The 21787-nt window shown below is 68.7% G+C and carries 21 protein-coding genes, 2 tRNA genes and 2 pseudogenes; 15 read left to right on the top strand and 10 right to left on the bottom strand.

The genetic code is table 11. The annotated features are described in order from the left end of the window. Positions 1 to 36 precede the first annotated feature (36 nt). Positions 37 to 567: pseudogene (locus OG788_RS05655) on the bottom strand (ABC transporter substrate-binding protein); the annotation flags it as partial. A 151-nt stretch (positions 568 to 718) separates the two neighbouring features. Between OG788_RS05655 and OG788_RS05650 the strand changes: the two are divergent. From OG788_RS05650 to OG788_RS05640, 3 genes are all read left to right on the top strand, one after another. After that, a complete protein-coding gene (locus OG788_RS05650; protein WP_406369365.1) occupies positions 719 to 1165 on the top strand; it encodes a MarR family winged helix-turn-helix transcriptional regulator in 447 nt (148 codons plus the stop codon). 155 nt (positions 1166 to 1320) lie between these two features. Continuing rightward, positions 1321 to 2643 (top strand): aldehyde dehydrogenase family protein, encoded by a 1323-nt coding sequence (locus OG788_RS05645; protein ID WP_406369364.1) that lies wholly within the window; start codon positions 1321 to 1323, stop codon positions 2641 to 2643. An 85-nt stretch (positions 2644 to 2728) separates the two neighbouring features. Continuing rightward, positions 2729 to 3103 carry a hypothetical protein gene (locus OG788_RS05640; RefSeq protein ID WP_406369363.1) on the top strand — a complete coding sequence of 125 codons (375 nt, stop codon included), beginning with the start codon at positions 2729 to 2731 and terminating at the stop codon, positions 3101 to 3103. On the opposite strand, the gene OG788_RS05635 is transcribed toward OG788_RS05640, so the two are convergent. After that, complete coding sequence (locus tag OG788_RS05635) at positions 3100 to 3858, bottom strand: hypothetical protein (RefSeq protein ID WP_406369362.1); 759 nt, start codon at positions 3856 to 3858, stop codon at positions 3100 to 3102. The genes OG788_RS05640 and OG788_RS05635 overlap by 4 nt on opposite strands. Positions 3859 to 4175: 317 nt before the next feature. Between OG788_RS05635 and OG788_RS05630 the strand changes: the two genes are divergently transcribed. Beyond that, the gene (locus tag OG788_RS05630) at positions 4176 to 4442 is read left to right on the top strand and encodes a DUF6959 family protein (RefSeq protein ID WP_406369361.1); all 267 of its coding nucleotides are present in this window, start codon (positions 4176 to 4178) and stop codon (positions 4440 to 4442) included. 351 nt (positions 4443 to 4793) lie between these two features. On the opposite strand, the gene OG788_RS05625 is transcribed toward OG788_RS05630, so the two are convergent. The 4 genes from OG788_RS05625 to dhaM form a co-directional block, all read right to left on the bottom strand. Continuing rightward, positions 4794 to 5312, bottom strand: a complete 519-nt coding sequence (locus OG788_RS05625; protein WP_406369360.1) for a hypothetical protein — start codon at positions 5310 to 5312, stop codon at positions 4794 to 4796. A gap of 304 nt (positions 5313 to 5616) precedes the next feature. Then, on the bottom strand, positions 5617 to 6072 hold the full coding sequence (locus OG788_RS05620) for an ATP-binding protein (RefSeq protein ID WP_406369359.1): 456 nt from the start codon (positions 6070 to 6072) through the stop codon (positions 5617 to 5619). A gap of 75 nt (positions 6073 to 6147) precedes the next feature. Then, entirely contained in the window at positions 6148 to 6447 is a 300-nt protein-coding gene (locus tag OG788_RS05615) for an HPr family phosphocarrier protein (RefSeq protein WP_266760985.1), read from the bottom strand. Continuing rightward, positions 6431 to 6823: a dihydroxyacetone kinase phosphoryl donor subunit DhaM gene (dhaM, locus tag OG788_RS05610; RefSeq protein WP_406369358.1), complete on the bottom strand. Its 393-nt coding sequence runs from the start codon at positions 6821 to 6823 to the stop codon at positions 6431 to 6433. The genes OG788_RS05615 and dhaM overlap by 17 nt, the downstream gene beginning before the upstream one ends. A 60-nt stretch (positions 6824 to 6883) precedes the next feature. Between dhaM and OG788_RS05605 the strand changes: the two genes are divergently transcribed. From OG788_RS05605 to OG788_RS05570, 8 genes are all read left to right on the top strand, one after another. Beyond that, complete coding sequence (locus OG788_RS05605; RefSeq protein WP_351552173.1) at positions 6884 to 7663, top strand: IclR family transcriptional regulator; 780 nt, start codon at positions 6884 to 6886, stop codon at positions 7661 to 7663. A 372-nt stretch (positions 7664 to 8035) separates the two neighbouring features. Beyond that, on the top strand, positions 8036 to 8812 hold the full coding sequence (locus OG788_RS05600; RefSeq protein ID WP_406369357.1) for an MIP/aquaporin family protein: 777 nt from the start codon (positions 8036 to 8038) through the stop codon (positions 8810 to 8812). Further along, positions 8809 to 9807: a dihydroxyacetone kinase subunit DhaK gene (gene dhaK, locus OG788_RS05595; RefSeq protein ID WP_406369356.1), complete on the top strand. Its 999-nt coding sequence runs from the start codon at positions 8809 to 8811 to the stop codon at positions 9805 to 9807. Before OG788_RS05600 ends, dhaK (OG788_RS05595) begins: the two co-directional genes overlap by 4 nt. Before the next feature lie 168 nt (positions 9808 to 9975). After that, positions 9976 to 10599, top strand: coding sequence for a dihydroxyacetone kinase subunit DhaL (gene dhaL / locus OG788_RS05590; RefSeq protein WP_406369355.1), 624 nt, complete (start codon positions 9976 to 9978; stop codon positions 10597 to 10599). After that, on the top strand, positions 10599 to 12284 hold the full coding sequence (locus tag OG788_RS05585; RefSeq protein ID WP_406369354.1) for a phosphoenolpyruvate--protein phosphotransferase: 1686 nt from the start codon (positions 10599 to 10601) through the stop codon (positions 12282 to 12284). The genes dhaL (OG788_RS05590) and OG788_RS05585 overlap by 1 nt, the downstream gene beginning before the upstream one ends. Positions 12285 to 12345: 61 nt before the next feature. Then, positions 12346 to 13338 (top strand): dihydroxyacetone kinase subunit DhaK, encoded by a 993-nt coding sequence (gene dhaK, locus OG788_RS05580; RefSeq protein WP_406369353.1) that lies wholly within the window; start codon positions 12346 to 12348, stop codon positions 13336 to 13338. 46 nt (positions 13339 to 13384) lie between these two features. After that, the gene (dhaL, locus tag OG788_RS05575) at positions 13385 to 14053 is read left to right on the top strand and encodes a dihydroxyacetone kinase subunit DhaL (RefSeq protein ID WP_406369352.1); all 669 of its coding nucleotides are present in this window, start codon (positions 13385 to 13387) and stop codon (positions 14051 to 14053) included. A gap of 460 nt (positions 14054 to 14513) precedes the next feature. Next, entirely contained in the window at positions 14514 to 16778 is a 2265-nt protein-coding gene (locus OG788_RS05570) for a nitrate- and nitrite sensing domain-containing protein (protein WP_406369351.1), read from the top strand. Between the two features lie 254 nt (positions 16779 to 17032). Here the strand turns inward: OG788_RS05570 and OG788_RS05565 are convergent. Together OG788_RS05565 and OG788_RS05560 are read right to left on the bottom strand one after the other, a co-directional pair. Next, positions 17033 to 17116 (bottom strand) — tRNA-Ser (locus OG788_RS05565). Between the two features lie 321 nt (positions 17117 to 17437). Further along, positions 17438 to 17512: transfer RNA gene (locus OG788_RS05560), tRNA-Trp, on the bottom strand. Between the two features lie 344 nt (positions 17513 to 17856). Here OG788_RS05560 and OG788_RS05555 point away from each other — a divergent pair. Further along, positions 17857 to 18371, top strand: a pseudogene (locus tag OG788_RS05555) (DinB family protein). Positions 18372 to 18489: 118 nt separating this feature from the next. Here OG788_RS05555 and OG788_RS05550 read toward each other — a convergent pair. Next, positions 18490 to 18906 carry a DUF6234 family protein gene (locus OG788_RS05550; RefSeq protein ID WP_406369350.1) on the bottom strand — a complete coding sequence of 139 codons (417 nt, stop codon included), beginning with the start codon at positions 18904 to 18906 and terminating at the stop codon, positions 18490 to 18492. Positions 18907 to 19491: 585 nt separating this feature from the next. Between OG788_RS05550 and OG788_RS05545 the strand changes: the two genes are divergently transcribed. Continuing rightward, positions 19492 to 19830: a cyclic-phosphate processing receiver domain-containing protein gene (locus tag OG788_RS05545; protein WP_406369349.1), complete on the top strand. Its 339-nt coding sequence runs from the start codon at positions 19492 to 19494 to the stop codon at positions 19828 to 19830. A gap of 827 nt (positions 19831 to 20657) precedes the next feature. Next, the gene (locus OG788_RS05540; RefSeq protein WP_406369348.1) at positions 20658 to 20963 is read left to right on the top strand and encodes a hypothetical protein; all 306 of its coding nucleotides are present in this window, start codon (positions 20658 to 20660) and stop codon (positions 20961 to 20963) included. Between the two features lie 203 nt (positions 20964 to 21166). On the opposite strand, the gene OG788_RS05535 is transcribed toward OG788_RS05540, so the two are convergent. Beyond that, positions 21167 to 21433: a hypothetical protein gene (locus tag OG788_RS05535; RefSeq protein WP_406369347.1), complete on the bottom strand. Its 267-nt coding sequence runs from the start codon at positions 21431 to 21433 to the stop codon at positions 21167 to 21169. Positions 21434 to 21787 lie beyond the last annotated feature (354 nt).

Here is a 21787-nt window from a genome sequence, read left to right as displayed (position 1 = left end):
TCCTGCGGGAAGTATCTTGGCGCGGGAGAGCCGCTGTCAAGAGCGCGGTCCGCGAAGGTCGAGCTCGGCGACCACGTCGAAGTCCATGCCCTCCGCCCGCGCCAGGTAGATGCGTTGGCGCACATGGCCGCCGCGCAGATGGAGCAGCCCGCGCGGCCCCTCGTACGACACGGTCTCGGCCGCCGCGCCGATCGCGGTCACGTCGATGGCCTTGGCGCGCCGGATCAGGGCTGCCAGCAACAGCACGCCCTCGTAACAGGATTCACCGAGACTGCCGAGGGCCGGCGCCTCGACTCCGTACCGTCGGGCGTACTGGCCGTGGAAGTCGAGGGTGTCCTGGTTGGCGAGGGAGGCGAAGAAGCCGGCCGTGCTGTAGAGGTCCGCCGTGGCCGAAGGCCCGCTCGCCATCAGCATATTCTCGTCCATGAGCGTGCTCAGCCTGAGGCAGCGGGCGTCGAGACCGGCCGCGGCGAACGCCCGGTTGAAGCGCACCGCGTCACTGCCCACCAGCAGCATGATGACCGCGTCCGCCTCCGTGTGCTCGATCCGGCGCAGCACCGCCCCGAAGTACGAGAGCCACGCCGAACACGGAGTCGTCCGCCGTGAACCAGTCGGGCGGAGGTGAAGGGGGCCGGAACATGGCGTCATGATTCCGGGTCCTGCCGGCGAACTCCAATCCGTCTCGTAGCATGTACACCCCCCGGGAGCGAGGAGCAGGATGCCGACCCCATCGCCGCGTCAGCCCCAGGATCTGATGCAGTTGCTGACGCGGGCCGAGCGCCTCGCCGCGCGTCGGCTCCAGGCCGTCCTGGACGAGGACGGCTGCTCCCTCGACGCCTGGCGGGTGCTCGCGCTGCTCTCCGACGGCGAGGGCCACTCCATGACCGCGATCGCCGAAGCCGTCTTCCTCCCGCCGGCCACGCTCACCAAACTGGTCGACCACCTCGTCGACCAGAACCTCCTCTACCGCCGGGTCGACCCGAACGACCGGCGCCGCATCCTCGCCCACCTCACCCCGCGCGGTCGGACGTACTGGCGCCGACTGGACCGAGAGGTCCGCGCCGGTTGGCCGGTGCTGAGCGACGGGGACGACGCATTGCTGCGGTCCCTGCTGGAGCGGCTGGCGGACACGCTCGGCGTGGCGGGCGCGCGCTCCACGCTCTGAAGCCAAGGGATCGCGGAAAGTAGCGGCGCGGGCCTGGAATGCACCGGACCCCCGGAAAGGTTGGCATATACATCCAGTGCGGTCGGTCCAGGCGCCCGACCGCAGAGCATGCTCGCGCGGCCGGCCCCCGTCCGCGCCCCGACCAGCGAGGCACCGTGAACCACTCGACCCCCGAAGAGCCCGCCGACGTCGTCTCCCGGCTGCGCGCCGGTTTCCGTTCCGGCCGCACCAAGCCCGTCGCCTGGCGCGTCGACCAGCTGCGACGGCTGCGCGAACTGCTCACCTCGCACGGCGAGGAGCTGGCCGCCGCCCTCCACGAGGACCTCGGCAAGAGCTCCACGGAAGCCTTCCGCACCGAGATCGACTTCACCGTGCGCGAGATCGACCACACCCTGGAGCACCTCGACGGCTGGCTGCGCCCCGAGTCCGCCCCGGTCCCGGCACACCTCGGCGAGGACGCCACAGCCTGGACGCAGTACGACCCGCTCGGCGTCGTGCTCGTCATCGCGCCCTGGAACTATCCCCTCCAGCTCCTGCTCACCCCGATACTGGGCGCGCTGGCCGCCGGCAACGCGGTGGTCGCCAAGCCCAGTGAACTGGCCCCCGCGACCTCCGCCGCCGTCGCCCGGCTGATCCCTCGCTACCTCGACACCGACGCGGTCGCCGTCGTCGAGGGCGGCATCCCGGAGACGACGGCCCTGCTGGCCGAGCGTTTCGACCACATCTTCTACACCGGCAACGGCACGGTCGGACGCGTCGTGATGCGGGCCGCCGCCGAGCACCTCACCCCCGTCGCCCTCGAACTCGGCGGCAAGTCACCGGCGTTCGTCGACCGCGACGCCGACCTGTCCGTCGTCGCCGACCGGCTCGCACGCGGCAAGTTCCTCAACGCCGGGCAGACCTGCGTCGCGCCCGACTACGTCCTGACCGACCCCGGGACCGCCCGCGCCCTGGAGCCGAAACTCGCCGAGGCCGTCGAGGCGCTGTTCGGTGCCGAGCCGCGGCAGTCCGCCGCGTACGGTCGGATCGTCAACGAGCGGCATTTCGACCGTCTTTCCGGGCTGCTGGCCTCCGGCCGTACCGTCGTCGGCGGCGACAGCGACCGCGGCGCCAAGTACATCGCGCCGACCGTGCTCGCCGACGTCGACCCGAAGTCGCCCGTCATGGGGGAGGAGATCTTCGGCCCGATCCTGCCGATCGTCACCGTCGCGGACCTCGACGAGGCCATCGGCTTCATCAACGACCGCGACAAGCCGCTCGCGCTGTACGTCTTCACCGAGTCGGACACCACAAGGGAGCGGATCGCCTCCGAGACCTCGTCCGGCGGCCTGGGATTCGGCCTGCCGCTCGCCCATCTGACCGTCTCCGACCTGCCGTTCGGCGGCGTCGGGGAGAGCGGCATGGGCAGCTACCACGGCCGCTACTCGATCGAGACGTTCAGCCACCGCAAGGCGGTCCTGGAGAAGCCGCTCGGCTGAGCGGCCGACGGGCGTGGGCCACCAGAAGCCGACATGGTTCACGGGCCGGTCGGCCGACGACCGACTGAGGGGGCAGGATGGCCTCATGACAAAGCTGTCCGTACGGTCGATTCCTGGTACGTCCTCTGGTTCGGTGCTGTCGTTGTGGTCACAGGACTCCGTGCTGTCGATCGGCTCCGTGGGCTCGGTGCTGTCCGTGGGGTCCGTCGGCTCGGCCTTGTCGGTCGGCTCGATCGGCAGTGCCCTGTCGGTCGGCTCGATCGGTTCCGCCCTGTCACTGATCTCGACCGGTTCGTGGCTGAGTACAGGATCGTTGTTCTCCGCGCAGTCGCGGTGGTCGGTACTGTCCTGGCGCTCCTCCCGCGCTTTCCTGGCCGCGGGAGCGGTAGGGGCGGCGGCGACCGGAGGCGCCCTGCTGGTGTCCCGGATGCTGCACCAGGCCGGAACCGGCACGGACTAGCCGAACCCGCGCGCTCGGTCGGCGCCTCCCCGCCACGCGCACTCGATGGAAATTCCCCGAGTACACCGCCGAGGCCGCGAAACCGGAGGCCCCGGCGACGCCTCCCTGGGCATGCTGTTTCGCAGGCTGAGCCGGCTGCCGGCCGTCACCATGGCCAAGCTGCCCGGCCGTGCCCGGGGAGCGGGCAGCGACTTCCTCCTCGCCTGCGACATGCGCTTCGCCTGTACACGAGGGCGCGGGTACAACGACTCGTCGTTGCCGAGTTCCCGCCGAACGACGGACGCGAACACTCCGACCCGGACGGCACGCCTCGCCTTCAGGAGCTCAACACGGAGCACGTCCACGTTCTGCTGGAAACCGGACTCGATGCTGGAGAACCACTCCGTGCCGGCGGTATCCATCGCGTGCAGCTGCGCCAACAACTGGTCGGCAGCCTCCGCGACCTCCGTCGGCCCGGCGATCGCCGCCCGGCTGTGTGCAGCCGTCACCTCGGCCCACAGGGCGGCGGTACCGTCGAACAGTTCCCGATCGGCGTTTCCCTTGCCCAACATGGAGTTGAGGTGCCACCAGTGCATCCGGTACTGGTGAGCAGCGTTGGCCAAGGCGTCGCACGCTTCGCGTCGTAGGCCGTCTCTGCGTCGCCGCTCTTCGAACTCAAGCTGGGCTCGTGCCTGTCGGCCTTGGACGAAGGCGGTGAAGAGCCCACCGGCCAGTCCGCCGACCGTACCGATGGTGGTACCGATCAGAGTTGCCACGGTTGCGTCCATAGGGGGATTACACCAGCGGGGCCGAGCAAAGGGCTGCGGGGAACGGTCGTTGACGGCTTACCAGGCCGGGGCTACGTACTCAAGAACCAGTGGAAGCAGCAGCAAGGTCCAGCCGGCCCAAGGCGAAAGCTGCTGCCCGGGGTTGAACCCACGACCTCTTTCGTCCTGGAGCAACTCGGGCGGGGGACTCCACCTGGAGGCGGGGCACCACTGGGCTGTGGTGACCGTCCGGCGATCATGGTCCTCAAGGCCGCTTGCGCGCTCCGTCGTTGAGGTCTGCCGGCGACGTCAGGTTGGATGGCGCGATGAAGCGCATTGAGGCAGAGCTGTTCAGTGATGGCGGCAACGATGCTGTGGTTCGCATGCCTGGCCGACGGTTCCCCGGGGTGCTGGTGCAGGGCGACTCCCTTCACATCCTCCGCGGCGACATGGCTGAGGTGGTGGAGTCGTGTGAGCGCGGGGACCTGGAGGAAGCGCGGGGCTCCGCCGGCCTTCTTCTGATGCACCTGGACGCTCTGCTGGCCCGGTACGAGGCTGCGTTGGGCGAGCATGAGATTCCGCGGCCTTACTGAATTGGCGGGCCATCAGCTGGGGAAGCTGCGGGCATTTTCGGCCCGCCTGGGCGCTGTCCTGGGTGAATGGTCGGGAGGACCCGTGACCACGCCGAGGGCGGGCGCCTCCAACATGCTTTCCAACTGTGGTGGCGTGGCGGTGTGCTGCGTGCGGGGGCGTTCACCTGCGTTCGTGGGCGGCTCGCCATCAACCCGGTCTCGGCTCCCGGTCTCGTCCGAGCGATCGTGAACGGGGCTGAATGAGACGGAAACTGAGACGGGCTGGGCCCGAGTTCCGAGGTGCCAAACGTGCACGCATGAGGTCTGACCGGCCGACTGGCGGCCCGGAGCGGTCGCGTGAAGCACCGTCCCTCAGAGCTTGCCTCCCACCAGGACCGTGCGATGGCCGCCCAGCACGCGTGCGAAGCGTTCGAGAAAGCTGGGGCTGAACTCGGGCCAGTCCCAGAACTCGAAGCCCAGGTAGCCGAACGCGTAGTAGTCGTTGTCCCACGTCCACGCGGTCAGGTCACCGGCTCGACTGCAGCGTGGACAGGTGACGGCAGCTCGGCCCGAGTCGTACCAGGTGTCGATGGCCTTGTTGAAGGGCTCCCAGGCGCCCTCGATCGTGTCCCACTCATCGGTATACAGGTGCACGTGGGCGGCGCAGTGAGGGCAGGCGGCGTACATGGCATCGCCCTGCCCGCCGTGGAAGACGGTTCGGCCAATCTCGACCTTGAGTCCGTCGCTCGGCTCCCAGTCGACTTGTCCGACCGCCTTGGCCCAGAGGGGACCCGGTGGGTGTCCCAGAACATCGTCGCCCGGGAACATCGGCGCCGCCAGACCGTGCCCCGGCACCCGCCTGAGCTGCACCGGCTCACTGATCACGCCCATGAGCCGACGGCGGACCCGCGTCAGGCTCAGCCTGGTGCACGTCTGCCCAGCGCGCCGGGCGCAGTTTGTGCCGTTCCCCGCCGGCGACCACGGTTCCCCACCCGTAGCTCGCCTCGCAGCAACGGGCCAGCTTCTGAGCGACGACCGCAGCGGTGCACGCTGCCCGGGTCGATGAACCGGGCACGCCCAGTGCTGGTGTCTGACGGATGGCGTCGCGGCACCATCCCTGCACATCGGGGGTTCGGCCGTCCCTCGTGCCTGCCGTGACGTCCGTCAGGGACGTGCGGCCGCTGCGCCACGGCGGTCAAGTCCCCATGTGGAAATCGGCCCATCGAGTGGTCCTCTCTGGGCGGCGGGATGTTCCGTGTCGTGTGGAGAGGGCCGCGACGATGCCGGTCCCGCGACCGTTTTCCTTGTGTTCGGCGGGGTGGGGACCGTCGGGCAACGTGCGCCGTAGAGGTACCGGCCCCGCGTCGGTGACCTCGATGCGGAGGGCGCGGCGGCTGCCGACCTCGGGCATGGACAACCGCAGCACTGCTGGAGGCAGGGCGTGGACGATCGCGTTGGTGGTCAGCTCCGAGATCACCAGGAGGGCGTCGTCGGCTGTCGGGGTGGGCACGCGCCATTGGGCGAGGACGGCGCGTGCGCGCCGGCGTACGGCGGAGACGGCCTCGGGGATGTGCGACAGCGCGCAGACGAGCTCGGCCCGCGTGGGCGCGGCGATATCGGCGTGAGACGTGCTCGTGGCGGGGACGCTCATCCTCGGCCACCTCCACTGGTCTTTGCTTCTCATGTCAAAGCGGCGACTGGATCCGTGCCGCTGGTGGCGGTCGGGTTACTCGGCGGCGGCGAGGATCTGGGCCAATGCCGTGACGGCCTGTTCGGCGTCGTGGCCTTCGGCGCGGACGGTCACGGTGCTTCCGGCGGTGGCACCGAGGCCCATCACGGCGAGGACGCCGGTCGGATTGACCGTCCGGTCGGCGTACTCCAGCTGTATGGCACTGGTGAATCCCGCTGCGGCCCGGGCGAGTTGACCTGCGGGGCGGGCGTGGAGGTTGGCGGGCAGGACGACGGCCGTCTCGTGTTTGGGCGTGGTCGTGGCGGTCGTGGTGGTGGGGTCAGAGCTTGGGGACATGGCGTGCCTCCTTGGCGGCGTCGGCGACGGTCTTCAGGTCGGCGCCGGATGCGGCGGTGACGACGGCTGCGACAGCTCCTTCGACGAAGGGTGCGTCGACGATCAGCACGTCGGGGCGTGGATGGTCTTCCAGGACGGTGCGGGCGGTCAGGACGGAGCTGCCGAGGTCAGGAAGGACGACGACGCCGGCTCCGCGGTCGGCATGGCGGATGGCGGCCAGGACGAGGTCGTAGCTGGTGCCGATCCGGCCGTCGTCGGTGCCACCGGCAGTGGCGAGGGGGACCGTGTCAGAGCCGATCTGCTCCACCAGCAGGCGAAGGCCCGCGGCGAGCTCGGCGCTGTGGGACACGAGTACGATGCCGACAGATGTGCTCATGAACAATTACCTTAGATCTCGGAACGTTGTTCATCAATACTGAACAAGGAGAAATTTTCGATGGTTCAGGCGGTACAGCGGGCGGTGCAGATCCTGCGGGAGCTCGCATCCACCGGGCCCCGGCTGGGCGTGACCGAGCTGGCCGACCGCCTGGGCGTGGCCAAGCCGACTGTGCATGCGCTGCTGCGCACGCTGGAGGCCGAGGGGCTGGTGGTGCAGGACCGGCACAGCTCGAAGTACCAGCTCGGCCCGAACCTGGTGCAGCTGGGCAACGCCTACCTGGACACCCAAGAGCTGCGGACCCGCTCGCTGACCTGGGCGGACCAGCTCGCGAACCGGACGAACGAGGCGGTCTGGGTGGCCGTGCTCACCGGCGACCACGTCCTGGTGGTGCACCATGCCTTCCGGCCGGAGGGCGCGGTGCAGATCCTCGAGGTGGGCGCCAGCATCCCGTGGAGCACGTGTGCCCTGGGCAAGGCCATCGTGGCCTTCGTTCCGGCTGACGAACGCGAGCGGCTGCTCGCGGGCGAGCCGGCCGTGCTCACCGGCGCCAGCATCACCGACCCGGAGGAGCTGGCAGGCCACCTGAAAGAGGTCCTCAGGACGGGGTACGCGATCGAGGACCAGGAATCCGCCATCGGGGACGCGGGTATCGCGTCTCCTGTCTTCGACCGCTCCGGTGAGGTGGTTGGCGCTCTCGGCATCGTCGGCCCCGTCGAGCGACTGCTGGCCGAATCAGCACGTCAGGAGCTTGCGGTAGCCGTCCGGGAGACCGCCCGCAACCTCTCCCGCGACCTGGGCGCCCCCAGAGGGGCGGCCGCACGCACCACGATGACCTGACCTGACCTGACCTGACCTGACCTGACCTGACCTGACCTGACCTACTCCTCCACGCGGGTAGCGGCTGCCCTCCTTCCCGCGCCCCACCCTCTGATCCAGGCCCCTCGGCACGCCGCCGGGGGGCCTTCCCCTTGTCTAGGGAACGCGATGGCCGCCGAACCTCTTGACAGGCAGGAAACGCGGGCTTAACTTCCGGAACAACGTTCATCCATGATGAACGTTCTTGCAGCCGGTTGCTTAAGCTGTCCGGTTTCCCCTGAGCCGGCCGCCAGGTTGTTCCCGACCCTGACCACCTGGCGGCCACCTCCCTTCACAGCCCGCTCCACGCGGAGGAGGTGAGACGCCCACACCGCTTGGTGTTGGGCGCCATCAATGGAAGAAAACACCTACCCACAGAAGCTTCTCGCCGAGATGCTGGGCACCGCGGTGCTGGTGTTCATCGGCGTCGGTTCGGTCCCCGCCACGCTCATCGTCGGCGGCGACGCCCCCTTCACCATGGCGCAGCTGGGAATGATCTCGCTGGCCTTCGCCACCGCGGTCATCGCCATGGTCTACGCGATCGGCCATATCTCCGGCTGCCAGATCAACCCGGCCATCACCCTGGCGCTCGCTGCCACGAAGAAGATGCCCTGGCGGGACGTCCCTGGCTACATCGCGGCGCAGGTGGCCGGGGCGGTGCTGGGCGCGCTTGCGATCGTCGGGGTACTGGGGAAGAAGGCGGTCGACGTCGGCCTCGGTATCGCCGCCTACGGCACCGGTGTCGGTGCCGGCCAGGCCTTCTTCGCCGAAGCCATCGGCACGTTCATCCTCGCCTTCGTCGTCTTCGGGGCCATCGACCGGCGCGCGGCCGGCGGCTTCGCGGGCCTGGCCATCGGCCTCGGCGTGTTCGCGATCATCATCCCGGTGGCGCCCGCCACCGCCGCGTCCATCAACCCGGCCAGGACGCTCGGCCCGATGATCACCGGCGAGCTTTTCGACGGCACGGTCCACTGGGATCAGCTGCCCGTCTACCTGGCCGCCGAGGTGGTCGGCGCCCTCGCCGCCGGCGTCCTTTACACCGCTCTCAACGCCCACCGCAACGCAGCTTCCGCAACCGCAGCCGAGAACCGGGCCGCCCAGCCCGCCAATGCCGAAGGAGCCCTGTCATGAAGAAGCTCATCAACGATCCTGGGGCGGTGCTGGACGAGGCCCTGGCCGGGATCGCCGCTGCCCACCGGGACCTGAAGGTCGACGGCGAGAACAAGGTGATCGCCCGAGCGGGCGGCACCAGAGTCGGCAAGGTGGCCCTCATCTCCGGCGGCGGTTCCGGGCACGAGCCCTTGCACGGCGGTTTCGTGGGGCTGGGCATGCTGGACGCGGCCTGCCCAGGGGAGGTGTTCACCTCGCCGGTCCCCGGCCAGATGCTCGCCGCCGCCCAGGCCGTCGACGGCGGCGCGGGCGTGCTGTTCATCGTGAAGAACTACACCGGTGACGTCCTCAACTTCCAGATGGCCGCCGAGCTGGCTGCCGAGGAGGACATCACGGTGGAGACCGTGCTGGTCGACGACGATGTGGCGGTCCAGGACTCCACCTGGACCGCCGGGCGCCGGGGCACCGGCGCCACCGTCCTCGTCGAGAAGATCGCCGGCGCTGTCGCCGAGCAGGGCGCCGACCTCGCTGCCGTCGCCGAGATGGCCAAGCGCGTGAACGCCGCTTCCCGGTCCTTCGCCGTCGCCCTGACCGCCTGCACCACCCCCGCCTCCGGCAAGCCCGGATTCGACCTGCCCGAGGACGAGATAGAGGTCGGCGTCGGCATCCACGGCGAACCCGGCCGCAGCAGGGAAAAGCTCCGCCCGGCCAAGGAGATCGTGGCCACCGCCCTGGATGCCATCCTCGCGGACCAGCCGCTGGCCGCCGGAGACGAGACCATCGTCATGGTCAATGGCCTGGGCGGCACACCGCTCATCGAGTTGTACGTCGTCTTCCACGAAGTCGCCACCGCACTCGCCGACAAGGGCATCGTCATCGCCCGCAACCTGGTGGGGAACTACGTCACCAGCTTGGACATGGCCGGTGTTTCCCTCACCGTGTGCAAGGCCGATACCGACATGCTCTCCCTGTGGGACGCACCTGTGAACACCCCGGCCCTGCGCTGGGGCATCTGAACCGAGCCGGGGGCGGGGCCGCGCAATACGCGGGGCCGGGACGGAGCCTTCCCGTGCCAGCTCTCCCCGGACCGCATCCCCGCGCATCCGCCCCCGCCCCCGGCTCACCCAACCGCCAGCCAGCCAGCCAGCCAGCCAAGCCCCAACCCAACCAGGAACGGAGACTCCGTGGACACCGACCTCGCCCGTACGTGGGTGCAGGCCATCGCCGCCGCGGTGGAGAAGCACAAGGACCACCTCACCCAGCTCGACTCTGCCATCGGCGACGCCGACCACGGCGTCAACATGCACCGCGGCTTCTCCGCCACCAGGATGGCACTCGCCGACTACGAGGCAGAAACCCCCGGGGCAGTGCTGGTCAAGACGGGCAGCACCCTGATCTCCAGCGTCGGGGGTGCCTCCGGCCCGCTCTACGGCGGCGCCTTCCGCGCCATCGGCAAAGCCCTGGAAACGCCCACCACCGACACACGGCAGTTCGCCGCCGCACTCGCCGCAGGCCTGGCGAGCGTCCAGAAGCTCGGCGCGGCCGCACCCGGCGACAAGACCATGATCGACGCCTACGCGCCCGCACTGGCAGCCTTCCAGCAACAGGCCGATGTCGGAGCCGACTTCGCAGCCGCAGCCGTGGCCGCCGCCGACGCCGCCGAAGAGGGCATGCGCGCCACAACCCCGATGCAGGCCCGCAAGGGCCGCGCTTCGTATCTCGGCGCCCGCAGCATCGGACACCAGGACCCGGGCGCCACGTCCACCGCCCTCATCTTCCGCGCCCTCGCCGAGACGGTGGGGGCCTGATGACCGACCGCCGTACCTACACCGGCCACACCGCCGCACCCGGCATAGCCCTCGGCTTCGTCCACCGTACCGACCGGCCACCCACCAGAACGGTGCTCCCTCAACGCACCAGCGGCGACCCCACGCAGCAGATCACCGACGCCTTCGACGCCATCGCCACCAGCCTGCTCGACCTGTCCTCCTCACTGCGCGAACAGGGCAAGGACGAACAGGCCGACATCATGGAAGTCAACAGCTACATCGCGCAGGACCCGGATCTGCGCGACCAGGCCATCAAACGGGCGAACGACGGCCAGCCGGTGCCCGTCGCCGTCCGGCAGGCCGTCGACACCTACGCCGGAACCATCGCTGCCCTGGACGATCCAACCCTTGCCGAACGCGCCGCGGACGTCCGGCAGGTCGGCCGCCGTGTCCTGGCCCATCTGCACGGCGACACCGGCCCTGCCCCCGACCAGCCTCTCGTCCTGGTCGCCCACGAGATCGGCGCCGCCGACCTGCTGGAACCCGGCCAGACGGTGACAGCCGCCATCTCCGTGACCGGCGGCCCGAATTCCCACGCTGCGATCGTTGCGCGCTCGATGGGCATCCCCTTTCTCTTGGCCGTCGACCCCCAACTGCTCGAGCTGCCGGACGGGCAGGAGATCCTGCTCGACGCCGACCTGGCCAGTGCGGTCAACCACCCCGACGACGACGAACGCACCAGGGCTCTGCGCGCAATGGAGAACGCCCGAACCCGCAGGCTCGCCCTCGCCGAAGAGCGCCACCTGCCCGCCGAGACACTGGACGAGCACCGCATCGTTCTGCGGGCCAACGTGGCCACCCCGGCCGAGGCCCGCGCAGCCCTGACCACGGGCGCCGAGGGTATCGGCCTGCTCCGCACCGAGCTGCCCTTCCTCAACCATCCCGCCTGGCCCAGCCGCGATCAACACGCGGCCACCCTCGTCCCCGTCCTGCGTGCGCTCACCGGGCAGGTCGTCACGGCCCGCACCCTCGACTTCGCCGACGACAAACTGCCGCCGTTCCTCGCCCGCCTCCAGGGCGGGCGGATCGGCCGCGGCCTGCCCCTCATGCTCGCCCAACCCAATGCTTTCGCCGACCAGTTCCGCAGCCTGCTCAGTGCGGGAGCCGACACCGACCTGCGCATCATGATCCCCATGGTCGCGAGCATCGACGAGCTACGCGCCTGCCGACGCCTCCTCCAGGCCGCAGCCGACGAAGTCGGCGTCCCGACGCCACCGCTGGGCATCATGGTGGAACTCCCCGAAGCCGTCGCCGCGGCCGACGACCTCGCCCGCGAAGCCTCCTTCTTCTCCATCGGCAGCAACGACCTCACCTGCCAGATCCTGGGCCTGGACCGGCGCGACCCCACTGCCACCCCCGCAATGGCGGCACATCCCGCCGTACTCGACGCCATCACCCGCGTCGTCGACGCCGCCCACCGCCACCATCGTCAGGTCTCCGTCTGCGGCGACGCCGCCGCACACCCCCTCGTGACCCCCCTCCTCATCGGTGTCGGCTGCGACAGCCTCTCGGTCGGCCCCGCCGCCCTCGACGAGGTCCGGGCCCGTATCCGCCGGCTCCGCCACGACACCTGTGCCTCCCTGGCTGCCGTCGCCCTCACCCGGGGAACCCCCGAAGAGGTCTGGCGACTTGTCGAGCAGTGCTGCCGGCCGTCGATGTCCTGACCAGAGCCACGCACAGCGATTTCCGCTGATGTTCCTGTCCAGTTGTGAAGGGACCTGAATCGTGAAGAAGCTCATCAACTCGCCCGACGAGGTGCTTGCCGATGCCCTCGTCGGTGTGGCCGCCGCGCATCCTTCGCTGACGGTCAACACGTCCGAGCGCTACATCGTCCGCGCGGGTGGGCCGACCCCCGGGAAGGTCGGCCTGGTGTCAGGTGGCGGGTCCGGGCACGAGCCGCTGCACGGCGGGTTCGTCGGGTACGGGATGCTGGATGCGGCCTGTCCCGGTGAGGTGTTCACATCTCCCGTGCCGGACCAGATCCTCGCCGCCACGCGGGCCGTCGATGGCGGCGCGGGGGTGCTGCACATCGTGAAGAACTACACCGGCGACGTGCTGAACTTCCAGATGGCCGCCGAGTTGGCCGCCGACGACGGCCTGCGGGTGGAGGGCGTCGTGGTCAATGACGACGTCGCCGTGGAGAACAGCACGTGGACGGCGGGCCGACGGGGTACCGGGGCGACCGTGTTCGTGGAGAAGATCGTCGGTGCGGCCTCCGAGGTCGGTGCGGACCTGGGCACGACCGCGGCTTTGGGCCAGGAGGTCAACGACCGGTCCCGTTCGTTCGGGGTGGCGCTCACGCCGTGCACGGTGCCCGCGTCGGGCAAACCCGGTTTCGAGCTGGGCGAGGACGAGATCGAGCTGGGCGTCGGCATTCACGGCGAGCCCGGTCGCGCCCGCGGCAGGCTCGTCTCCGCCAGGGAGATCGTCGGTGTCGCGTTGGACGCCATCCACACCGACATGCCGCTCTCGGGCGAAGTGCTCGTGATGGTGAACGGCCTGGGTGGCACCCCGCTGCTCGAGCTGTACGTGGTGTATGCCGCGGTTGCCGAGTGGCTAGCCGGCCATGGCGTGTGGATCACTCGCAACCTGGTCGGCAACTACGTGACCAGCCTGGAGATGGCCGGTTGCACGATCACGGTGTGCCGGCTCACGCCACAGCTCACCTATCTGTGGGATGCCCCGGTCGTGACCCCCGCGCTGCGGTGGGGACGCTGAGCGGCCTCGGACACCGACGACAAACTCCAAGAGGGGAGAAGCGACGATGGACGCGAGCATGTTCCGGGCCTGGATCCATGAGGCCGCCCGACTGGTGGCCGAGAACGCCGATCATCTGACCCGCCTCGACTCCGCTGTCGGCGACGCCGACCACGGCATCAACATGCGCCGTGGCCTGCAGGCGGCGGTGGCAATGCTGGACGAAACTGACCCGTCCACCCCCGCTGCGGTGCTCGCCACGGTCGGCCGGGCATTGATCAGCAAGACCGGCGGGGCGTCGGGACCGCTGTACGGCACCGGGTTCCGGCAGGCCGCGGGAACCCTCGGCGAGGATCCCGACGTCTCCGCGGCACAACTCGGGGCGGCGTTGGCGGCTGCGCTCACCGGCATCCAGCGGATCGGCGCGGCGCTCGAGGGCGACAAGACGATGATCGACGCCCTCAGCCCGGCCGTGACCGCCTACCAGGCTGTCATCGACACAGGCGGCGACCTGGCCAATGCCACCCGAGCGGCGTCCGACGCCGCCGTGCGGGGGCTGAAGCAGACCGCCGGTATGCAGGCCCGGAAGGGCCGCGCGAGCTATCTCGGCGCTCGCACCATCGGCCACGAGGACCCTGGCGCGGCGTCGACCGTGCTCATTCTGTCTGCTCTCGCGACCGTCAGCTCGGCGGGCGAGCGGAGGAACGAGTGGCCAGGCGCAGGGGCGGCGACGTGAGGGCGGTATCCAGCCGGCGGACCGGCACCGAGAGGGGCGAGTGCCCGCTATCCGCCGGTACCTGGTCCTCGACCGCGTACTCCCGTTCGTACTTGGCGATGCGGACGCTCCGCAGCCACTCGGGGTCGGTCATGGCCGTGTCGGTCGGGCGTTGGGTCGGCGTGGACCCTCATCAGTAATCCCGCCTCATGCATGTTCGGTTGGCCCGCGGCGCCGCGGGCGACCTCGCCGGCGATGCCAGACCCTGCCCGTCGGCGGGCACAGACGACGGACGGCTGAGCCGCCCCCCATACAGGGCGGATCGCCGCAGCGACCACCGTCCACGAAATGGTCGCGACCTCGAACAGATCCGGGACCAACGCGTAGTTCTCGTCCGCAGGCACCTGCCAGGGACGCACGAGGCCGTGGCCTCATTCATCACCACGACAAGCGCACTCGCGCGATGAGCGGAGCGTCAACGATGCGCGGACACTCCCCTGAATCGCGCACGTGCAATGGCGGGAAGAAGCGAGGGCACGTGCAAACACAACCCGCGGTGCATGGCCACGGGGCGGAACCGGTGCAGTCGCCTGGGGCGAGGGACAACGGTTCCGACAACGGCAGAACCGATCCGAGCCCCGTGCATGCGGGTGGAGGCCGTCGCCCGCACCGGGGCAGCAGCCAGGCGGCGTTCGCCCCGAGTAATTGGAGCGTACGCACCCAGCTGCTGGCTGTGGTGATCATCCCGATCTTCACCGCGCTCGTACTGGGCGGACTGCGGATCGGCTCGGCCGTGCAGAACGCACAGGACATCGACAACGTCCGTCAGCTCGTCCGTATCGTCGACAAGGGCACAGGGCTGTTGGAGGAGCTCGAGGACGAACGCGATGTCACCGCCCTCTACGTTGCGGCCGGGCGTGCGGGCGACACGAGCCGACTGGACACTCAGCGCTCCAAGGTGGACGCGGCGGTCGCCCGAGTCCGTACCGAGGCCGCCCATGTCCACCGCGGGACGAATCCCGCTCTGGCCACCCGGCTCGCGGTGCTCAACGCCTTTGGCGGGAAGGTGGCGTCACTGCGCCACACGGCGGCCCACTCGAAAATGCCCTTGCTGTCCCTGGTCGACGCCTACACGGCGCTGATCGCCCAGCTCGGCGACGCCCTTGACCTTCTCACGCCGGACATCGCCCACCCAACCCTTGCCGCGAGGGCCAGTACGCTCGCGACCTTCGCACAGGCCACGGAGGAAGTGTCCCGGCAACGCGCGCTGCTGGGCGGGGCGCTGACGCAGGGACACGTCGATGCGAATGAGGCCCAGGGCCTGACCCTCGCCAGTCGGCAGCAACGGACGTTGATCGACCAGTTCCGGTCCAGTGCGCCGCCGGCCCAGCGTCAGTTCTACGAGCGCACCCTCACCGGAAACGTCGTGAACAGGGCTGAGACGCTCGAGAAGCAGGCGCTGACGGGGCAGGGCACCAGTCGGCTCCGCCTCGACGCCGACGAGTGGTTCGACACCATGACGAGCAAGATTCAGCTGATGCGTCTGGTAGAGAAGCGGCTCGTCGGATCGGTCGAAGACGAGAGCGCGCGCGAGCAGCACCAGGCCGAGCGCTCAGAGTTCGTCTCCTCGCTCGTCGTGCTCTTGATTCTTCTGCTCACGTGCGGTGCGACGCACGTCCTCGTGCAGTCGATTGTCGGCCCGCTGCACACACTGCGCGCCTCCGCGCTCGACATCACGGAACGTCGCCTGCCCGAGGTGGTCCGGCTACTGCAGGGCTCCGGCGCCGCGCCACTGGAGGCCATCGAGGTCGAGCCCACGGCCATCAACTCGACCGACGAGATCGGCGGTGTCGCCCGCGCGTTCGACGACGTCCATCGCGACTCGGTACGGCTGGCGTTTGAGCAGGCGCAACTGCGAGGCCGCATCAACAGGACGTTCGTCAATCTCTCGCAGCGCAGCCAGAACCTCGTGGAACGGCAGCTGGAGCTGATCGACCGCTTGGAGAACGGCGAGCAGGACTCCGACCTGCTCGCCAGCCTCTTCAAGATCGACCACCTGGCCACCCGCATGCGCCGCAATGGTGAGAATCTACTTGTCCTCGCCGGCGAGGAGGCGGGCCGCCGCTGGAGCGCCCCGGTCCGGCTCATCGATGTCCTCCGGGCCGCCATCAGCGAGATCGAACAGTACCAGCGTGTGCAACTACGCGGACTGGTGACCGCGGACGTCGACGGCCGGGCGGTGAACGACATCGTCCACCTCATCGCGGAGCTGGTGGAGAACGCGACCACGTTCTCGTCGCCGGACACCGACGTGCTCGTCACGAGCCAGCTGCTGTCCGGCGGCGGCGCGAAAATCGAAATCCAGGACAGCGGCATCGGCATGACCACAAAGGACCTCGAGGAAGCCAACCACAGGCTCCTGAACCCGCCAGTCGTCGACGTCTCGGTGGCGCGGCGCATGGGTATGTTCGTCGTCGGCCGGCTCTCCGGCCGCCACGGCATCCGCGTCCAGCTCCGCAGGTCATCTCCCCACGGCGTCACAGCAGTGGTAGTGCTGCCCCAGAAATTGGTCCGGGAACACGGAGATCACATGGATCCTCCTGGACTGTCAGCCAGGTACAACTCCGAAGGGCGCCTCACCGGCTGGTGCAACTACGACACGACCGAGCAACTCGACGAGGGCACGCTGGCCAAACGCGCGTACCGGGCACGCCGTCACGGCGCCCGCTCGGCCGGCAAGGAGTAGCCGCTGTCGCGATCTTCGCCCAGCCATGGGGCCCCAGGACGGAGTCAGGGATCGCCGCTGCAGTCCTCGGGGCGGCGGACGCAGGTCTGCCTTCCCACCGCCGGGCAACTCGACCAAGACCGCACTGCTCCCTGAGTGGGTTCGACCTTCAGTTCGCATCACGCACCGCTCACGCAAACGGCCCCGGACGAGCAGTCCGAGGCTGAATAGAGCGCTTCCATGGGGGTGAAACCCCAGGTCAGGCGGGTAATCCATGGTGCCCCCGGCAGGATTCGAACCTGCGACACCCGCTTTAGGACTTCGATCCGGGCCCGCTGCGGCTGGTGTTGTCACCTGGCGTGGCGGCCGAACAGAGATGCCGGCGTACGCCCTCGTCCGGCGTCGTTGATGTCAGCGGAACAGTTCGGCACGGGGCAGATCTCCAACGGCTCGTCAGGCCGATCTGCTCAGCGCCACCAGACGTGCCGGCCGGCACACCTCCACAGCGATCGGCAGGTCCGCCGACCGTCGCCCTCGCGCTTGGAGAGCACGAGTCCACCACACCTCATCGGCTGGCTGCACTCAGGACAGGCCAGGACATCGCTGATCATGCGGCGCACCCTCTGACGGGCCTCTTGGTGCCCTTGGGACGTGTTCATGGACGCCGCAGCTGGGGCGGACGAAGCCGACCGGATTCGAACCGGCGTCCTCGCGATTTTGGAGACCGCGCGCGACTACCTCTGCGCTACGACTTCGCCCGACTGGGATCCTAGTCCCGTCGGCCATGCGCGAGGCATACGGGCGCTCTTCGGCAGGACCCCCACACGCTTTCCAACTGTGTTGGCGGGGCGGCGGGCTGTGTACGGGAGCGTTCACCTGCGTTCATCGGCGGCTGGGCTTCGGTCGGCCTTCAGGCCTTGGTCCTGTCTGAACGACCGTGAACGTTGCTGAATGAGACGGAAACTGAGACGGCGGCACACGGTTTAGGGTTTGTCCGGCGGATCTTGCCGGGCTCTCCCTGAGCACAGCCGGTGGCACGTGACGGTGCTTCCGATCAAATTGAGTCGACACCCGTTCCGAGCTGCGGGAAACTCCCGTGATGCTTCAACGAACCGACACGCCTCCCTCGTGGGACGAGCGTACGCAGCTGGCCACCTTCCTGGACTACTCCCGTGACACCGCGCGAGCCAAGTGTGAGGGCGTGTCCGCCGAAGACGCCCGCAAGGCCCCACTCCCGAGTTCACCGCTGATGACGTTGTGCGGGCTGATCAGCCATCTGCGGTGGGTCGAGTACCACTGGTTCCAAGTGATGTTCCTGGGCGAGGAGCCTGCGGGACCGCTCACCGAGGCGACGACGACGATCCCGACCCTGAGATGCGGACAGCAGTCGACATCCCGCTGTCCCAGCTTCTCGCCGAGTACGAGGAGCAGAGTGCCCGCTACCGTCGCCTGGTGTCCGACCACGAGCTGAACTCGACGGCCAAGCGTCCCATCAGCGACGGCCGACACGTCGATCTCCGCTGGGTGATCCTCCACCTCATTGAGGAGACGTCCCGCCACAACGGCCACCTCGACGTCGTGCGTGAGCTCGTCGACGGGCGGACCGGCGCCTGAGACCTGTCGTGCGGGTCACGAGCGGAGCAAGAGCCGGATCGAGGCGAGGGTGACGGTGCCGTGGAGCACATAGGCGCGCTTGTCGAACCTGGTGGTCACATGATCCGCCGGACAGGCCCTAGCCACTGTCCTTGCAACTGGCTGCTGACGGCACGTCGTGGCACAACTGATCCTGGTGAGACTGGACCTCACCCCCTCCTAGGAAGATCATGAAGATCAAGACGGCCATAACAGCTTGGGTGACAACCGTCACGACGGCGTCGACCCATGCGGCTGTCACGGCCGCCGCAACGGCGAGGACTCCGACTCCGCCGGCGGCGACCAGATAGCCCCACAGGGGATCGGTCGTGACGGTCTTTTCCGGGTCGAGATCGAAACCGGACAGGAACCAGAGTCCGAAGATCACCGCCAGGGCGATCAGCTCCAGGAGCATGAGACCGCACCCGGCTGCGATGTCGGCACCCCGGTCCACACGGCGCCGCTGCCTGGAGCCGGTGGTGGCATCGAAGGCCGGAGGGGCAACGGGTAATTCCATACTCGCCACCTTGCCCACGTGCCCAAGGCGGCACATGAGTACGGGTACTCAGTTCCGCACCAGATGGGTCCCGTGATTCGCCAGACACCTTCCCATCGATCCTGCGGCAGCTCCTCTGGAGCGGTTGCCGTCAACCACTGCCGTCAACACAAAGGCCAGAGGCCCGTGGATTCCTCCGCGGGGCCTCTGGCCAGCTGTGCACTCGGCAGGATTCGAACCTGCAACCTTCTGATCCGTAGCTCTACAGAAGTCGGGCACCTGCCGTCGTTGCGGTCGCGTCATGTCTCCGAAGGGCGTTGCGGGACGTGATCGGTTGCTGTGGTTGCTGTACTTCGTGGCTGTACCGCACCTCGCGAAGGGGGAGTGTCAAAGGTTGGACACGAAGCCCGTCTGTGCCTCGGCCGACGGCGGGCTTGGCGACTGAGCGGGCGCGCCGTGCCATGCGCTCATCGCTGCGTCTCGTAGCCACAGCTCACCTCCATATCGGCCGCTGACGCCGAGGGTGCCACCGTCGAGAGCTGCACCGACCTAGTTCGGCGATCACGCCCCCTGAGCCGGTCGCGGCCGTGCCGTGATAATGGTCGGGTGAAAGAAGAGTCGCCCGCACCAACGCCCGTCATCCTCGGCATAGATGACCTCCGGCCGCTGCCCTGGACCACGCGGATCGCGCGCAGCAGCCGCGAAGGTGTCAAGCTCCTGCAAGAGCACAGCGACAGCTTCATCGACGAACTCTGGCTCGACCACGACCTCGGCGGTGACGACAGCATCTTGCCCGTGGTGACCCTCATGGAAGAAGCCGCTTTCAACGGGCGGCCCTTCCGAATCGGCACGGTCTTCGTACACAGCGCCAACCCCATTGGCGCCGAGACCGTCGTCCGGTCACTCACACGCTGGGACTATCAGGTCCGGCGGGCAACGGTCTAGGAATCTGATTTTGAGGTCTGGCCTCATCCTCATCAGGTCGATCAAGGGGAGACGTCGACCTTGGCCAACTCGCTTTGTGCCTCGACTGGTTGTCTAGTGAGGCCCAGCATCGGCCGCCGCTGTTCGCGCCCGTTGATGTCAGCTGCTGAAGTCAGGAACCGGGGCGCTCGACGAGTTCGGCGTACTTGTACGTCGGATCATCTCGGTGCTCGACTCTTGGCCCTGGCCCTGTCCATGTGTGGGCGGGCGTCGGCGCAGCCGGGGCGGAGCGGGAAAGCCCGCCCGGCGGAGCGGGGCGCAGCCGGGTGCTTGATGAAGTAGGGAAAGTTCTATCCCGCAGGCATGCGGGACTCGTGTGCAACTGACGATCACCGATTACGCCTGGGCCGTGGTCTTTTGCTTGAGGCGTTCGTAGGGGGTCTGGCCGCCGAGGCGGCCGTGGGGGCGATGGTAGTTGTCGTAGTCCAACCGCGGCCACCTCGAAGGAGACGCACAAGGTTCTCCGCACGGCTCTCTCGGCCGCCTGCCGTGAGGAGCTCTGTGTCGATCAGTCAGTGACGGGTCATGCGGGTTGTGCCGAGGCGCTACAGGCACGCCGCCCGGCCGGGGGGGGGTGCTCGGTTCTGCCTGCGGCGACGGTGGTCGGCATGGGAGCCCACGACGATCGCTCACGGATCCCGGCACCACTGACTTCTGGTTGGCCGTCGTGTCCTGGGCGTCCTCGCTTCGCTTCTGAGTACGTGTACTCATGCGTGGCACGTACCGGGTCGGCATGCTGGGCCGCGGGCGATCGGCGGACCGGTGACTGCGAACAGACCGGAGTGAGCGTGGAGCGCGGGAGTGAGCCGTACATCGGCGCGCAGGTGATGGTCGGCGTACTGCTGCTCGCCGTCGACCTCGTGTACATCGTCGGGCTGTGGTACGTCCATGGGTTCGCGGGGTGGACCGACGACGGCAGCATCGCACCCGAGGCGCAGAAGTTCGCGGGGCGGGCCATGTGGTACCTGGCCGGTGGCGTCGTGGTCACGGGTGGTGGCCTTCTGGCCTTGCGATGGCGCATCCCCGGCGTGGTGCAGTTCATCGTCCTGGGGATCGGAGCGCTCGAGTTCCACTCCCTCGCCGCCCGTCACTAGCGCGCAGCGTCCGGCCCTTCGGGCGGCGGAACCGGTCGGGACGGATGTCGGCCCGGACGCGGCCCAGACATGGACCGGAGTCATTGCCCTGGCCTACCCGCTGAGCGGCCCAGCCGTGTGATCCCGGAAAGGTGACGTCCCTCGGCGCCAGAGCCCCGCTTTAAGAGCGAGGTTGGGCGGTCCGTTCTGGGGCCCGTCGATGATCAGTAATCGAACGTCGGCTTCTTGACATATCCGAGGGTGATGAGTCCGGCTCCGATGAGCGCGACCGTCCTGGAGAAGAACACGCCAGCTAGTAGCAACAGGGCGCCGGCCCCCCAGACCCTTGGGTGCTCGACGTTGCGCTGTAGCCGTCGGCCGGGTACTCGCCCGAGGGCTAGCGCGTACATGCCGACAGCGGTGCCCGCGAGTAGGAGCGCAATTCCCGCGCACCAAAAACCCAGCAGCACGATCAACATAGCCAATGCCATGCCCTCTCCCCCCTCACAAGGCCGCGCCCTGACGGCTGGCGGAAGTGTGACACAGGGGCGAAAGGCTGATGACGTGAGCCCTGCGGAAACGCGATGACTTGGCCGCCCCAACAGGTCCGCAGCCGAGGGTCCCGCGAAGGCCCTGGCCCCTGGCCTCTCGATGCGCACTATGGGCATGAGGGTCGATGAGGTCTGCCGAGCTGATCAGGCGGCCCTCAAAGGTCAAGGGCGTTCACGGACGGTCGCCGCGGTTGCGGTACGGCGCTGCTGTACCGACGGGGAGACCTTGCCAAGCGTCTGTCGGATGCAAGATCGTACGTCCATGCCCGAGGCCCCTGATGCTGAGACCGCGTG

This window comes from Streptomyces sp. NBC_00647, assembly GCF_045207245.1.
In the GTDB taxonomy this organism is placed as follows: Bacteria; Actinomycetota; Actinomycetes; order Streptomycetales; family Streptomycetaceae; genus Streptomyces.
The sequence above is the reverse complement of the archived record's forward strand: the minus strand, read 5'-3'. Positions and strand labels throughout refer to the sequence as shown.